Origin of the sequence: Micromonospora sp. NPDC050686 (assembly GCF_040654475.1) — a bacterium.
GTDB lineage: Bacteria > Actinomycetota > Actinomycetes > Mycobacteriales > Micromonosporaceae > Micromonospora.
In genome coordinates, this window is record NZ_JBFAID010000004.1 from 239,084 (window position 1) to 251,975 (window position 12,892).

Consider the following 12,892-nt stretch of genomic DNA (forward strand, 5'->3'; position numbering starts at 1 on the left):
CCTACGGGAGAAGGGACTCCTCGCAACGCGCCCCCGGGTGCGGCGCGTAACGGGCCGGTCCGCCGAGCGTGTCCGGTGTGACATCCGCTCGGGTGCCGGCGCTGAGGGCCACGAGATGGACGCAAGGATCCGGAACGAGGCGGGACCGCGACGTCACCGAGGGTCACCCCGGTGCCGGCGTCTCCGCACCCGGCCATCCACCGCCGGCAGGACGCCACCCGCCCCCGGCGCGTCCCCGGTCCACACCCCACGGAGCTGCTCGATGCCGCACGCCGTTGCCGCGAAACTGTTCACCCTGAAGGTCGGCGCCGCGGCGCTCGCCGTGGCCGCCACCGGCGGGGTGGCGGTCGCTGCCGCGAACGGCACCCTGCCCAACCCGTTGGACGGGACCGCCGAGCAGCCCGCCGCGCACGCCACCGGTGCGCCTGCCGACGCTGACCGGGCTGAGCCACCACCGGCGACCAGGGGCAATCCCTCGCCGAACGTGGTGGGCCTCTGCCGCGCGTACTCGGCCGGAGCCAACCCGGGCGAGGCGCTGGCGAACCCGGCGTTCGCCGCGCTGGTCGACGCGGCCGGGGACCGGGAGCGGGTGACGGCGTACTGCGAAGCCCTGCTCGCCACCCGGCGCAACGGCAAGGGCAACGCGCCGAGCGCGCGGCCGACCCGGGACGCCGGCCCGACCGGCGGGCCGGCGAGCCGTCTGGCCGCTGCCGAGGGCCGGCCCGGCGACGACCACCGGCCGGCTGCTCGCCTGAACCACTGAGCCGTCCGGCGCTCTAGAGTCGGCCCGTGCCGGTACTCATCACCCCCGCCGTCGCGCCCGGAACCATGGCGGCGCTGACCAACCCGAGATCGAGGGCGACGGCGTGCGGCTGCGCCCCTGGCAGCCGGCGGACCGGCCGGCGGTGCTGACCGCGTACGCCGATCCGGCGATCCGGCGCTGGCACTGCCGCTCGATGACCGCGGCCGAGGCCGACCAGTGGATCGCGTCCTGGCCGGGCCGGTGGCGCGGTGAGACCGGTGCTGGCTGGGCCGTCCTGGGGGCGGGCCGGACGGCCGGGCAGATCGGCCTGCGCCGCCTGGTCCTCGACGAGGGCGCCGAGGTGTCGTACTGGGTGCTGCCGGCCGCCCGCGGGCGCGGCGTCGCGCCGCGGGCGCTGACCGCGCTGGCCGCCTGGTGCTTCGGGACGCTCGGGCTGCACCGGCTGGAGCTGAACCATGCCACGGCGAACGTCGCCTCCTGCCGGGTCGCGCTGCGGGCCGGCTTTCCCGCCGAGGGCACGAAGCGCGGGCAGGGCTGGCACGCCGACGGCTGGCACGACATGCACGTGCACGCCCGCCTCGACACCGACGACTGAGCGCGGCACGGGGTGCTTCCCAACCGGTTCAGGTCACGGTGGCCCGACCGAACCGGCGGGCCAGAGCGACGCCCTCCGCCGACAGGTGCGACCCCCGTCCCCGGGCGGTCCCCTTCTCGGTCAACGAATGTCGTCGTACCTCCAGCCATCGCACGCCGTCAACCTGTGGATCCGGGCGCGGCCGGGCGACCGGTCGAACCGGCATTCCGGGGCGGGACCGGAGGTCCCGAGCACCTGCCCCCACAGCATGCGGTGTCGACGCTAGATTGCGGTGCGGGGGAAGGGGTCGCCGCGTACGGAGGGACGACATGCGGTTGCCGGCCGCGCGATGGACGCCCCTCCCGTTAGCCGAGGCCGACGATCGCCGCGCGGTCAGACGCTGGTCGGCTCGGTTCCGTGGGTACGGACCAGATACGCCTCGATGCGGTCGAACGCGCCGACCATCACCTCGGTCGCGAAGAAGTCCCGGATCTCCGGGGTGGGGAAGCCGCTCTGGACGACGGTCATGAGCGTGCCGCCGTCCGTCGCCTCGAAGGTGACCTCGATCCGGGTCGTCATGGTCATCCCGTCCGGCGTGCTGCCGGTCGACTCGGTGACCAGCCGGTGCGGCCGGTCGATCTCCAGGAATGTCTGGGTCTCCCGGAACAGCATGTCGCGGCTGGGCCCCCATACGGCCGTCTGCTGTCCGCCGACGCGCAGATCCACGTCGATCTCCACGATGCCGGGCTGCTCGTCGAGGATGCTGAACCAGATCTTCTGCTTCTCGGCGTCCGTGTACGCCTCGAAGACCTCCGCCGGGGTTGCTGGCAGCTGCCGCGTCACTCGCAGGTCGAGCGTCATGAGTCCTGTCCCTTCGTGCCACGTTGCAGGGTGAAGTAGGCGTCGAGACCGTCGAGGCGGCGGACCCAGAGTCGCTGGTAGAAGCTGATCCACGCCATCGCCTCGTCCAACGGCGCGACACCGCCCAGACGACACTGCCGCGACCTGCCGATCTTTTCCGTGACGACGAGTCCGGCCTCTTCGAGCGTCTGGACGTGCTTCTTCATGCCGGTCAGGCTCATCCCGGTGGGCTCGGCGAGCTGGCCGATGGTGGCCGGTCCCGCGCCGAGCCGGGCGATGATGCCCCGCCGGGTGGGATCGGCCAGGGCGGCGAAGACCCGGTCCAGGACCTCTTGGTGAACCATGTGGTTCACCATAGAACACTGAACCTGTCAGTTCAACGTTTTCGGAAAGGGTGCGGCTCACCGGCCCTTGGCCAGCGCCTCGACCTCGGCGCAGCTGGTGACCCGGTCGCACTCGTCCGCGGTCAGCTTGTTGATCAGCGCCTTGCCGGCCTGGGCCTGTGGGGTCGTCGGCAGCCGGCCGGCAACCAGCTTGGGCAGCACCAGCTCGTAGCCGACCCGGGCCCGGGGCGAGTACCGGTGCCGGAAGCGGGCCACCGCGCTCGCCACGCGCAGCCCGTGCTCGTTGCCGGGCGGGACGTGCGGGCGGTCGACCTCCCGCGCGCCGAACCGCATCCGGTGGTGGAACTCGCACGTCTCGCAGCTCGCCGGGCCCCGGGCCAGCCCCCGGCGGCACTCTGGGCAAAAGAGTCGGTCCAGGGCGCCGTCGACGGTCCGCCAGTCGTACGCCGCCGGGTCGGCCACCACGAGCCAGGCCAGCTCGGTCTCGTCCGGTGAGCCCGGCGTGACGTCCAGCTCGCGCAGCAGGCGCTGCCAGGCCCGCCGGATCTCGGCCTCGATCCCGGCGACGGTGCCGGCGAGCAGGTCGCTCCGCCAGGTCGGGGTGGCGGCTTCGGTCATGGTGGCCATCGTGGCACCTTGCGCTGGGCCGCGGATATCAATTTAGCCCCGTATAGAGATAACTGGCGATTCTTGGGGCTTAATTCTGGCGGGGCTTCGGGCAGTTACATAACTGAATATTCTTTCCCCGATCCCTGGCCGTTACACATAGACGGAGGTGTCGGTGGGACACAGCAGACGATGGCGATCAAAACTTGCCGCGGTGGTTGCGGCACTGGTCGCCGTACCGGTGGCGCTCGTCGCCACCCCGGCGTCGGCGGACGGAAAACGCCTCTGGGAGGTGGAGGTCGCCAAGATCCCCACCGCCGAGTACACCCGCGACGCGCAGGTCTACATCACCGAGTCCACCGAGGCCCTGCGGCCGTACGTGGGGGACGGGCTGGGTGACAGCCGGATCGACCCGGTCCTCGCGGACGTCGGCAGCCGATACTTCGACGGTGCCCGCCTCAAGAGCGCGGGCGACGGTGCGGCGGCGTTCGACAACCTCAAGCAGCTGGAGGCGTTCCTCAAGAGCCGGCTCACCGGGGCCAGCCCGCCCAACGGCGAGGCCGAGCAGGCCCACGTGGTCGCGCTGGTGGAGACCCTGTCGGGGGCCCGCCTGCTGGCGGACGCGGCGATCCAGGACGCCGAGGCGACCATCGGGCCGTTCCGGGCCAGCCCTCCACCCGCGCCCGCCCCAGTGGGGCTGACCGAGGCGTTCGCGGATCTGGACGCGGCCAAGGTGAACATGGCCAAGGCCGACGACATGCTGGTCAAGGCCAACCCGGTGCCGGCGACGATCCAGTCGGCGGACGCTTGGGCGAAGGGCTTCAACGTACTGGCCCGGCTCGGCATCACCTACGACGGCGACCACGACTCCGACGGCGTGGTCGACGTGGTCGAACTGCGCTTCGGGGCGAGCCCGCTGCTGGTCGACTCCGACGGTGACGGCCTGACCGACAAGTTCGAGATCACCAAGCTCGCCGGCTGGACCATGCCGGGCCGGTTCGACACCGACGGCGACGGGGTGTCCGACGGCGCCGAGGACGTCGACGGTGACGGACTGTCCAACCTGCGCGAGCAGGAACTGGGCACCTCGCCGACCGAGGCGGACACCGACGGCGACGGGGTCAGCGACGGCGCCGAGGTGGCCCAGGGCAGGAATCCGCTGGTGGCGGACAACCCGCCGCCGCCGGTCAGCGGGCCGGTCGACCCGGTGCAGACCACGCCGACCGACACCGACACCGACGGCGACGGCATCCCGGACACCACGGAGGTCGACGACAGCGAGACGGATCCCGCGAACCCGGACACCGACGGCGACGGCCTGGGTGACGGGGCGGAGATCAACGAGCACCTGACGAACCCGCTGAGCTCCGACACCGACGGGGACGGGCTCGCCGACGCGTACGAACTCGCGCACGCCGAGGACCAGGGCCTGGACCCGCTGATCCCGGACGAGCGGGTCAGCAAGTGGACGTACGTCACCGACTTCGTGGTCGGCCTGATCGCCGGTGACTTCTCGCCCCGGGATTCGATGGCGTGGCTGTCGGGCTACCTGTGCTCCGGCGGGCTGAGCCTGATCCCGGTGGTCGGCTGGGTGCTCGGTGGCCTGGCGGACCTGCGCGACACCGTCGCCGGGATCATCAACCAGGACTGGGTCGGCGCCGGGTTGAGCATCCTGGGCCTGGTCCCGTACGTCGGTGACGCGGTGGCCATCCCGGGCAAGGCCGCGAAGTTCGTGGCGCGGTACCTGCACCGGCTCGACAAGGTGATCCACTTCGTCGCCAAGTACGACAAGATCTCCGACAGCGTCAAGACGCTGACCATCCGCGCCATCCTGCTCGGCAACTACAGCCGGCTCACCGACGCGGGCTTCGCCGACGACATCATCCTGCGACTGGCCCGCCGGGCCGACAACAGCCTCGGGCGGCTGGCGGACGCGTTGACCAGCGCGGTGACGCCGCCGCCGTCGCCGACGCCGTGGCTGCGGGGCGCGAACGCCGGCGAGGACTACTTCGCCGACGTGGTGATGGCAGGGGTGCCGGGTCTGCGCAACCACGCCGGGCGGATCGAGACCCCGGGTGTGCCGAGGCCGGGGTCGGCGCGGGAGCCGGACTTCCTGGAGACCGGGCCGCCGCGCAAGCTGCACGAGGTGAAGACCGGCAAGCCCTACCCCGGCCACTACCTCAAGCAGTGTGGCCAGGACCGGCACCTGCTCGACACGGCGCAGGTGGCCGAGGTGATGTGGCACTTCATGCCGCACGCCAACGGGTCGCTGGACATCCCGCAGGATCTCCTCGACTGCCTGCGCACCAACCGGATCCCGATCAAGATCTACCCGTCGAACGGCTCCTTCTGGCCCTGATCCCTTCCGCGTGGGGGCCCGGTGGCGACACCGGGCCCCCTTTACCCGATAGTGAGAGTCATGAGCTGGTTGCGACGGTCCCGCCCTGGCTACGCGGTCGACGGTGTCGAGCCGCAGCGCGTCGACGGCTGGGACGTCTTCGACGGCGACGCGCTGGCCGGGTCGCCCGCGGTGACCGAGGCCGCCGCGCGCCTGCCGCAGGACCCCGCGCTGGAGGACCTGCCGGGCTATCTGGCGGTCTCCACCAAGGACGGCCGGGAGTGGACGCTCAGCTTCGACGACGGGAAGTTGGCCGTCTTCGGCCTGTCCCGCCCCGGCAGCGACCTCTTCGAGCAGGTGCTGACGGCCGCGCCGTGGACCGAGTCCGTCGAACGCGTCGACCGCGAGGTCTTCGTGCTCACCACGGCCGGGGTGCTGACGGCCGACGTGGTGCTGGCCCACTGTGTAGACGTCTGCGGTGAGGTCTTCGGCCGGCTCGGCGATCCGCCGCCGGCATAGGCCCCGTCACCTGCCCGCAGCGGCGTGCGCGGATCAGGCGCCCGCCGGCTCCGGCAGGTAGGCGACCGCGATCGGCGTGCGTACCGTCCAGCCGAGACTTCGATAGAGGTCGCGTCCGTCGTCGGTGGCGACCAGGACGCCGGTGTCCGCGCCGCGTCGAAGGGCATGCCACGCGAGCGTACGCATGACGACGCTGCCCAGCCCGCGCCGCCGGTGTGCGGCTGCGGTCTCGACCTGGTCCACGATCCCGTACGCGCCGGCGGTCGCGAGCTTGCCGGACGCGGCGACCTGCCCCTCGGGGTCGAGGACGACAGCGGTGACGATCTCGCCCGAGGTCTGCACCCGCTGTGGCAATAGGGGTGGGCGTGGCGCGGACGGCATAGCTGCCCCTCACCTCACTTGGTGTTCTCCCAGGCCACGTAGGTGCCTCGGTGCGGAATGGTGACGACCAGGCCCCGCTCCCGCAGCAGGGCTACCGCCAACCTCGCCGTTCCCCGTGCGATCCCATACTCCTGCCGTAGCTGGTTCTCGCTCGGGATGGGTCGCTTCGGTTGCAGCTTGCCCTCCTCGATGTCCTTCGAGATCAAATCCGCCACCTGGACGTACAGCGGCGTGGGGGACAACGGATCGACACTCATTCCCCCACCTTCCTTGGACGTACAGAACGTCCAAGAGTCAGGAACAACCCTGGTTAACCCTGGACGTGCATGGACAAGCGGTCTACCTTTTGTTGCAGAGTCCAAACCTTCGGAGGTGGCCGTGCGGCGGTACATGGAGGAGGGCGAGGAGTCACCCTTCGACATCCAAGTTGCCTGGTACGCGCTTGATCGTCATGGCGTCCGCAGGTGCAGGCGGTGCCGGGTCAACTGGTGCCCGGTGGTCGTAGTCGCCCGTGCCCGGATCCTGGCGTGGCGGAAGGCGAAGCGGTCTTGAGCGCCCTGAAGGCTGGTGCGTTGCTCCACGTCGGCGCGCGAGCCAGCGTGCAGTTCGGGCAGCCCTTCAACTTCAGGCTGATCCGCGTGCTGGATTGGGTCACCTACGACGGATGGGTGTGGCTCGACGGCTATCAGCTCAATGATCGAGGGGAAGCAGCCGGACTGCGGATGGGCGCCGTAGCCATCCCGCGTCGCCGCGCAGCAAAGCAGCGGACTGCGCCTGACCGGGCAACCTGACGATCGCCTGACTCAACGACTCAGACGAGTGTGAGGCGAGGCCGACGACCTGTGGAAGGGCGGTCGGCAGCGGGTCCGCCTGTACGGATGGCTGTCCAGCCATCAGGATGCGATGGTGCTCGCCGAACCAACGATCCTCCTCGTTCACAGCCCGCTCCTCACCTCAGCGACATGGGACGCCCTGCGATCGCATCTCGAAGCGGCAGGGCGGCGCGTGGCGGTGCTGGACCTTCGGCCGTTGGTCGAGTCGCCGTCCTTTCATGCCGCGGTCTGCGCGGCGGCTGCCAACGTCACTCATGGCGCGCCTACCGTCGTCGTCGGCCACAGCCGCGCGGGTGCCTACCTGCCCGGCATCGCCGACGCGGTCGGCAGTGACCGGCTGGACGTCGTCTCCCTGGATGCCCGCCTGCCGCATCCGGGCACGAGCTGGTGCGGGTCACTGCCGCCGGAACGGGCCACCTGGCTACGAGAGATGGCGGCGTCCGGCCGGCTGCCGAGGTGGGACACCTGGTTCCCCGACGTATCCCTGGCCGACGTCCTGCCCGACCCCGACCAGCGGCGGCGGGTGCTGTGCGGCCTGCCCGAGCTGCCGTGGAAGATCGTCTCCGAGGTGCTACCTGCGCCTGGCAGGGCGTGGGACTCCGCCAGGCACATCTACCTCCAGCTGAGCGCGGCATACCAGTCGACGGCAGAGCGGGCAAAAGAACGTGGGTATCAGGTCCGGAGCCTGGACGCCGATCACCTGGCGATGGTCACGCAGCCCGCGAGGGTCATGGACCTCCTTTTGTCGGCATTGGAGCAATAGCCGGCAATGCTGAACCCATCAACAACCAGCGGTCCTCGACCGGGAGAGGGCAGGTGTGGTATCCGGCGAGGTGCTCCGCTGGCCATCCGATCGCCCGACTTGTGCCGGTGCTCGAATGCGCGAAGGCCGCAGGACTGCCCGTAGCAAGTCCCGGCCAGAACTGACCCACGCTCCCCGGACGAGGCCATGGTGGCCGGCGCGACCGGAAGTGGCAAGCCACTCACCCTCACGATCGCCGCGAATCCGGCGGTACAAGATCCACCCACCGGCCGGCCGCCGTTGCCCGTTCGTTTGACCACGTCAGGCTGGTTGACCCAGGCAACTACCAGGCTGGTGGATGTACGGAGTGGCCGGCCCTGGCACTCTCTGGCGGGGTTGCTCTCGTCACGGGGGAGCGTCACCGCGACCTGGAGAGACGAGAGCACCATGACCACCGCCGCATACACCGGCCGCCAGCGGCACGACCCGGTCTCGCTGCCGCTGGCCCAGCAGCCTGCCGAGGTCGGCGAGTTGAGCCAGGAGCTTGTTCCATCCGGGACCGCTGTCCACCGCCACCACCCTTGACGACCGGCACCGGTCGGTGGTGAAGAAGCAAGCCTCCGGCCTGGAAGGGCTCCCGGAGGTAACACCCATCAATTGAGAGGCACTACGAAATGTCGCAGCAAACCCCGACCCCTCCGCCGGGGACCCCGACCCCTCCGCCGGGGTACGCTCCCGCGCCCCCGCCGAAGAAGAAAATGTCGACGGGTTTGAAGGTCTTCCTCATCATCGTCGGTCTGGGCGTCCTGCTCTGCGGCGGCGGGTTCGTCGCGTGCACCGCCCTGGTTGGTAAGGCGGCCAGCGACGTCAGCAAGGACCAGGAGGCGAAGGCCGGGCACGTCAAGCTGACGTCGTGCGAAGGGGATTCGGCGGGCAGCGAGTTCCTGGCGAACGTGAAGGCCGATATCGAGGTGAACAACTCCAGCAAGAACCAGGAGACGTACCTCATCGATGTGTTCGTCCTCGACGCCAAGGGCACGCGGGTGGGTAACACCACGACTATCGTCTCGGACGTGCGGCCGGGCCAGAAGGCCGTTGAACAGGCCATGGTCGTGCTGAGCCAGAAGGTGACCGGCAAGATCACCTGCAAGGTCGACAAGGTCTCCTGACATAGACGAGAGCCCCGGCGGGACCTTGGAGTGGTCACCCGCCGGGGCCTTCTCATCTTCTTGGGCGTTGAGGAGCCGGAACGCGCTGTCCACGAGCACGTCGGAGCCGGTCCTACCAGAGGAAGGCGCCCCGCTGGGCGGTCGGCCGTCGGTGGCACCCACCAGGTTGGGAATGATCTCCAGCGTCGCGCCGATCCGATCGACGATCACGAAGTTGGTCCAGTCGCCGTACGCCAGGATGAAGTTGTTCGCGGCGACGGTCAGCGTGCCATCCATGTCGGAGCACTCGTTGATCGGCCGTCCGAGAAGCTGACCGTTCGCCAGCTCCGGGAACTTCAGCGCGCCGTTCGTGGTCTCCATCTGCCGCAGCGTGTTGATGATGGCCAGGTTGGCGCACCACTGCGCGCGGTGGAGTCGCTGTTTCCACAGCTCAGGTACGGTGCGCCCGGCAGGATTCGAACCTGCGGCCTTGGGATTAGAAGTCCCCTGCTCTATCCGCTGAGCTACGGGCGCGCACGCGACGCATCGTCGCGCCAAGAGGGTACCGCCGACCGGCCGCTCCGGGGGGTAACGGGTGGTGCGTCACCGACCACCGATCAGCGTCGCACGGATCCCCGCCCGGTGACCGGGTCTCCCGGCGTGGACCGCCCCGGCTCCGTACCCTCGATCCCGTGCTGCTAGACCCGGACATCGAGAACGACGTCGCCTACGAGCTGTGCCAGATCGTGGGTCGTGCGCTGCTGCCGCTGCGCGGCCCGGACGACGGCGGCGGCTTCGGCACCGGGTTCCTCTTCACCGCCGCGACCGGCACCGACTACCTGCTCACCGCCGAGGTGCTGGCCGGTGCGCCGGCCGCCGAGGTGGGCCTGCGGCCCAGTGTCACCGAGCCGCCCGGGGTGGCTCCCGACGCGCTGACGCTGCCGGCCGGCGGTTGGTCCCGCCGGCCGGAGCTGGGCGTCGCGGTGCTGCCGATGGCCGGCCTGCACGAGCAGGCCCGCGCGCGGGGCTGGCGGTGGCGGACCCAGCCGGTCACCGACGGGCTGGCGGCCGGGTCCGAGGTGGTCGCCGCGGTCGGCGCGCAGCCGGCCTCCGCCTTCGTGCTGGCCCAGGGGGTACGCGCCGACGCCGCCCGCCCGCTGGAGGTCGCGGTCGAGCGGGTGCTCCGGGACGGCGACCGGGTGCTGGTCGACACCGCGCTGCCCGACGGGTACGTGGGCGCGCCCGTCTTCGCCGTCGACACGAACGCCGACGGGGACCTGGGCGTGCACTGCCTCGGCCTGGTCCTGCCGGCCGACGGCGGGCGGCACCCGGTGGCCACCTTCGACCGGATCCGTGCCGCCGTCGCCGGGCTGCCCGGACCGGCGGCCTGACCCAGGGAACGGTCGCCGGAAAAGGCCGTGCCGCCGCACCGGCCCGCTCGGTAGGGTCGCCGCCATGTCGCCGCGCTTGGAGCAGATCACCCCGGACAACGTCGAGGCGGCCTGCGCGCTGACGGTGCGCCCCGACCAGGAACACCTGGTCGAGCCGGTGGCCCGCTCGCTCGCCGAGGCGTACGCCTGGGGGGAGGTCGCCTGGCCGCGGCTGGTCCTCGACGGCGACGAGCCGGTGGCCTTCCTGATGGGGTTCTTCCGGATCCCCTGGCGGCCGGACGACCCGGCGGACCTGCGCTCCGGGCTGTGGCGGTTGAACGTCGCCGCCGACCGGCAGGGCCGGGGCCACGGCCGGTACGCGGTGGGCGCGGTCTGCGCCGAGGCCCGCCGGCGGGGGGAGACCTGCGTCTTCACGACCTGGGAGGAGGGCGCGGACGGCCCGGAGGGGTTCTATCTCGGGCTCGGCTTCCGGCGCACCGGTGAGCGCAGCGGCGGCGAGATCGTCGGCGAGTTGGATCTGACCGGGGAGCCGGCGCGCCGGCTGATGGCACTCGTCGCGGCGGTTGACCCGGTCGACGGCTGATCCCGCTGCCCGGGGCGGCCCGGCGGGCAGCCCCACCCGGCCGCCGGCTAGGGCAGCCGGGGCCGCAGCGGATGTCCCGGGCAGCCCCACCCGGCCGCCACCTGCGGCAACCGGGGCAAACAGCGGGTGCCTCGGTCAGCTCCGAGCGGGGGTGTCCGCCGGCTCGGTCGCGGGCGAGGGCCCGTCGGCGGCGCCGTCGGGCGGTCGGCGGCTGGCAGGCGGCCGAACGCTGTCGGCCGGGGCGGTGGGGCCGGCGCCGAGGAACGCCTCCGCCCACCGGCCCACCTCGGTGAAGACCCGCTCCCGCACGGCGGGGCCGGACAGGGTCAGGTCGTGCAGGCCGCCGTCGAAGCGGGCCAGGGTGACGTGCCGGCCGAGCCGGGGCGCCCAGCGGACCATGTGTTCCACGTCCAGCACGGCGTCGGCGAGGGTGGCCGACTCGTGCCACCTGGTGCCCCGGAAGCTGCGGGTGGAGCAGGCCAGCAGCACCGGCACCGGGATGTCCAGGCCGGCCCGGAGTCGGCGCTGGCCGGCGCGGATGGCGTTCAGCCAGCCGGCCCGTACCGGGAATCCGGCGAGCGGCTTCCAGGCCAGGTCGTAGCGCCACTCGCCGCGGTGGTCGGCGTGCAGGCTCTCGCCGTACACGGTGCCCAGGCCGAAGGGGAGCACCCGGTGCGGCGCCCGGCGGCCCAGCCGGGAGACGGCGGCCGCGAGGGGTCGACGGACCAGCCAGGGGGCGTTGATGTCGAAGAACGGGCTGTTGAGCACCAGCCCGTCGACCACCTCGGCGTCGCGGCGGGCGTGCGCCCAGAGCGAGATGACCAGGCCGCCGGTGGAGTGGCCCATCCCGAGCAGCGTGTCGTGCCCGTCCTGCTCACGGATGATCTGTGCCGCGGCGTCCAGCTCCGGGAAGTAGTCGTCGACGTCCTGGCAGAAGTTCGGGGTCTGGTGCGGCAGCAGGCTGCGGCCGTACTTGCGCAGGTCGAGGGCGTAGAAGTCCCAGCCCCGCTCGGCGAAGAAGTCGGCCACGTGGGTCTGGAAGAAGTAGTCGACGAACCCGTGCACGTAGAGCACGGCCCGCCCGGTCGGGCGGTCCGCCCGCCGCCGGACCAGGGTCGCGACGACCGCCCCCTCGTCGTCGGTGCTCAGGTCGATCGTGTGCCGCTCGTACGGCGGCCCCAGCACGTCCGGTTCCACGAACGCGACGGTACGCCCGGACGCTACCGAGTGGTAGCCCGTGGCGCGGATCCGCTGCCCCGCCCGGTCCAGGCGACCCGGGCGGGGCGGCGGGTACGGCTCAGGCGGTTTCCGCGTCCGTCCGCAGCGGGTCGAGGTCACCGTCGGCGGCCGGCTGTGCGGGAACGGGCTGGGCCATCTCCCGGATGTGCTTGTTGTGCCGCGGTTCCTGCCGGGTCTTCGCGTCGTTGAGCCGCCGCCGCAGGTCGTCGCGGCAGTCGTGCAGCGCGGCCTTCAGGTCCTCCTCCGACGAGGTGGTGACGATCTTCTGCCGGCCGGCGATCCAGCACTCCAGGGTCACCTTCTGGCCCCGGGCCTCCCGGTCCTTGACCGACACCTCCAGCTCGGTGGAGTCGGCGTGGAAGCCGGCCAGGCGGGCGTCGAGGGTGGCGAACTGCTCGGCGATCCAGGCCCGGTCGCCCTGCGCGAAGCCCGCGCCCATGCGCAGGCACTCGGCGACGGTGGCCGGGTTCGCGACGGCGCTGATGGCATTACCTTCCTTCATCAGAGGTCCCCTTCCGGGAACGCTTGCGGCGCTTGTCCCTTGAGGACTGAGATGAGACGGCGTCCCGG

The 12,892-nt window shown here is 71.5% G+C and carries 16 protein-coding genes, 1 tRNA gene and 2 pseudogenes; 10 read left to right on the plus strand and 9 right to left on the minus strand.

Annotated features, from left to right (window positions below; genetic code table 11):
- The first annotated feature begins 262 nt into the window (after positions 1–262).
- Together AB0H57_RS06340 and AB0H57_RS06345 are read left to right on the plus strand one after the other, a co-directional pair.
- Positions 263–763 carry a hypothetical protein gene (locus AB0H57_RS06340; RefSeq protein WP_357503270.1) on the plus strand — a complete coding sequence of 167 codons (501 nt, stop codon included), beginning with the start codon at positions 263–265 and terminating at the stop codon, positions 761–763.
- A 26-nt stretch (positions 764–789) separates the two neighbouring features.
- A pseudogene (locus AB0H57_RS06345) lies at positions 790–1,358 on the plus strand (GNAT family N-acetyltransferase).
- Positions 1,359–1,730: 372 nt separating this feature from the next.
- Here AB0H57_RS06345 and AB0H57_RS06350 read toward each other — a convergent pair.
- From AB0H57_RS06350 to AB0H57_RS06360, 3 genes are read right to left on the minus strand one after another with little or no spacing between them, the layout of a single operon-like run.
- Positions 1,731–2,198, minus strand: a complete 468-nt coding sequence (locus AB0H57_RS06350) for an SRPBCC domain-containing protein (RefSeq protein ID WP_357503272.1) — start codon at positions 2,196–2,198, stop codon at positions 1,731–1,733.
- Positions 2,195–2,542: a metalloregulator ArsR/SmtB family transcription factor gene (locus AB0H57_RS06355; RefSeq protein ID WP_357503274.1), complete on the minus strand. Its 348-nt coding sequence runs from the start codon at positions 2,540–2,542 to the stop codon at positions 2,195–2,197. The genes AB0H57_RS06350 and AB0H57_RS06355 overlap by 4 nt, the downstream gene beginning before the upstream one ends.
- A gap of 57 nt (positions 2,543–2,599) precedes the next feature.
- Positions 2,600–3,169, minus strand: a complete 570-nt coding sequence (locus AB0H57_RS06360; protein WP_357503276.1) for a hypothetical protein — start codon at positions 3,167–3,169, stop codon at positions 2,600–2,602.
- Positions 3,170–3,362: 193 nt separating this feature from the next.
- Here AB0H57_RS06360 and AB0H57_RS06365 point away from each other — a divergent pair, with 193 nt between their 5' ends.
- Together AB0H57_RS06365 and AB0H57_RS06370 are read left to right on the plus strand one after the other, a co-directional pair.
- On the plus strand, positions 3,363–5,507 hold the full coding sequence (locus AB0H57_RS06365; RefSeq protein WP_357503278.1) for a hypothetical protein: 2,145 nt from the start codon (positions 3,363–3,365) through the stop codon (positions 5,505–5,507).
- A 60-nt stretch (positions 5,508–5,567) separates the two neighbouring features.
- Positions 5,568–6,005: a hypothetical protein gene (locus tag AB0H57_RS06370; RefSeq protein WP_357503280.1), complete on the plus strand. Its 438-nt coding sequence runs from the start codon at positions 5,568–5,570 to the stop codon at positions 6,003–6,005.
- Positions 6,006–6,038: 33 nt separating this feature from the next.
- On the opposite strand, the gene AB0H57_RS06375 is transcribed toward AB0H57_RS06370, so the two are convergent.
- Together AB0H57_RS06375 and AB0H57_RS06380 are read right to left on the minus strand one after the other, a co-directional pair.
- A complete protein-coding gene (locus tag AB0H57_RS06375) occupies positions 6,039–6,347 on the minus strand; it encodes a GNAT family N-acetyltransferase (RefSeq protein ID WP_357503282.1) in 309 nt (102 codons plus the stop codon).
- Between the two features lie 53 nt (positions 6,348–6,400).
- The gene (locus AB0H57_RS06380; RefSeq protein WP_357503284.1) at positions 6,401–6,643 is read right to left on the minus strand and encodes a winged helix-turn-helix domain-containing protein; all 243 of its coding nucleotides are present in this window, start codon (positions 6,641–6,643) and stop codon (positions 6,401–6,403) included.
- 270 nt (positions 6,644–6,913) lie between these two features.
- On the opposite strand from AB0H57_RS06380, the gene AB0H57_RS06385 reads away from it, so the two are divergent.
- The 4 genes from AB0H57_RS06385 (at position 6,914) to AB0H57_RS06400 (ending at position 9,130) form a co-directional block, all read left to right on the plus strand.
- Entirely contained in the window at positions 6,914–7,177 is a 264-nt protein-coding gene (locus AB0H57_RS06385) for a hypothetical protein (protein ID WP_357503286.1), read from the plus strand.
- A gap of 112 nt (positions 7,178–7,289) precedes the next feature.
- The gene (locus AB0H57_RS06390; RefSeq protein ID WP_357503288.1) at positions 7,290–7,982 is read left to right on the plus strand and encodes a hypothetical protein; all 693 of its coding nucleotides are present in this window, start codon (positions 7,290–7,292) and stop codon (positions 7,980–7,982) included.
- A 426-nt stretch (positions 7,983–8,408) separates the two neighbouring features.
- The gene (locus AB0H57_RS06395; RefSeq protein ID WP_357503290.1) at positions 8,409–8,546 is read left to right on the plus strand and encodes a hypothetical protein; all 138 of its coding nucleotides are present in this window, start codon (positions 8,409–8,411) and stop codon (positions 8,544–8,546) included.
- Positions 8,547–8,731: 185 nt separating this feature from the next.
- Positions 8,732–9,130: an FxLYD domain-containing protein gene (locus tag AB0H57_RS06400; RefSeq protein ID WP_357503292.1), complete on the plus strand. Its 399-nt coding sequence runs from the start codon at positions 8,732–8,734 to the stop codon at positions 9,128–9,130.
- Positions 9,131–9,307: 177 nt separating this feature from the next.
- Here AB0H57_RS06400 and AB0H57_RS06405 read toward each other — a convergent pair.
- Together AB0H57_RS06405 and AB0H57_RS06410 are read right to left on the minus strand one after the other, a co-directional pair.
- Positions 9,308–9,559 (minus strand): annotated as a pseudogene (locus tag AB0H57_RS06405) (phage major capsid protein); the annotation flags it as partial.
- Between the two features lie 11 nt (positions 9,560–9,570).
- Positions 9,571–9,643, minus strand: a tRNA-Arg gene (locus AB0H57_RS06410).
- Positions 9,644–9,801: 158 nt separating this feature from the next.
- On the opposite strand from AB0H57_RS06410, the gene AB0H57_RS06415 reads away from it, so the two are divergent.
- Both AB0H57_RS06415 and AB0H57_RS06420 read left to right on the plus strand, forming a co-directional pair.
- Positions 9,802–10,500, plus strand: a complete 699-nt coding sequence (locus tag AB0H57_RS06415; RefSeq protein WP_357503294.1) for a hypothetical protein — start codon at positions 9,802–9,804, stop codon at positions 10,498–10,500.
- A 64-nt stretch (positions 10,501–10,564) separates the two neighbouring features.
- Positions 10,565–11,083 carry a GNAT family N-acetyltransferase gene (locus AB0H57_RS06420; protein WP_357503296.1) on the plus strand — a complete coding sequence of 173 codons (519 nt, stop codon included), beginning with the start codon at positions 10,565–10,567 and terminating at the stop codon, positions 11,081–11,083.
- A gap of 135 nt (positions 11,084–11,218) precedes the next feature.
- Here AB0H57_RS06420 and AB0H57_RS06425 read toward each other — a convergent pair whose 3' ends face one another.
- Together AB0H57_RS06425 and AB0H57_RS06430 are read right to left on the minus strand one after the other, a co-directional pair.
- Entirely contained in the window at positions 11,219–12,280 is a 1,062-nt protein-coding gene (locus AB0H57_RS06425) for an alpha/beta hydrolase (protein ID WP_357503298.1), read from the minus strand.
- A gap of 100 nt (positions 12,281–12,380) precedes the next feature.
- On the minus strand, positions 12,381–12,806 hold the full coding sequence (locus AB0H57_RS06430) for an HPF/RaiA family ribosome-associated protein (protein WP_357503328.1): 426 nt from the start codon (positions 12,804–12,806) through the stop codon (positions 12,381–12,383).
- Positions 12,807–12,892 lie beyond the last annotated feature (86 nt).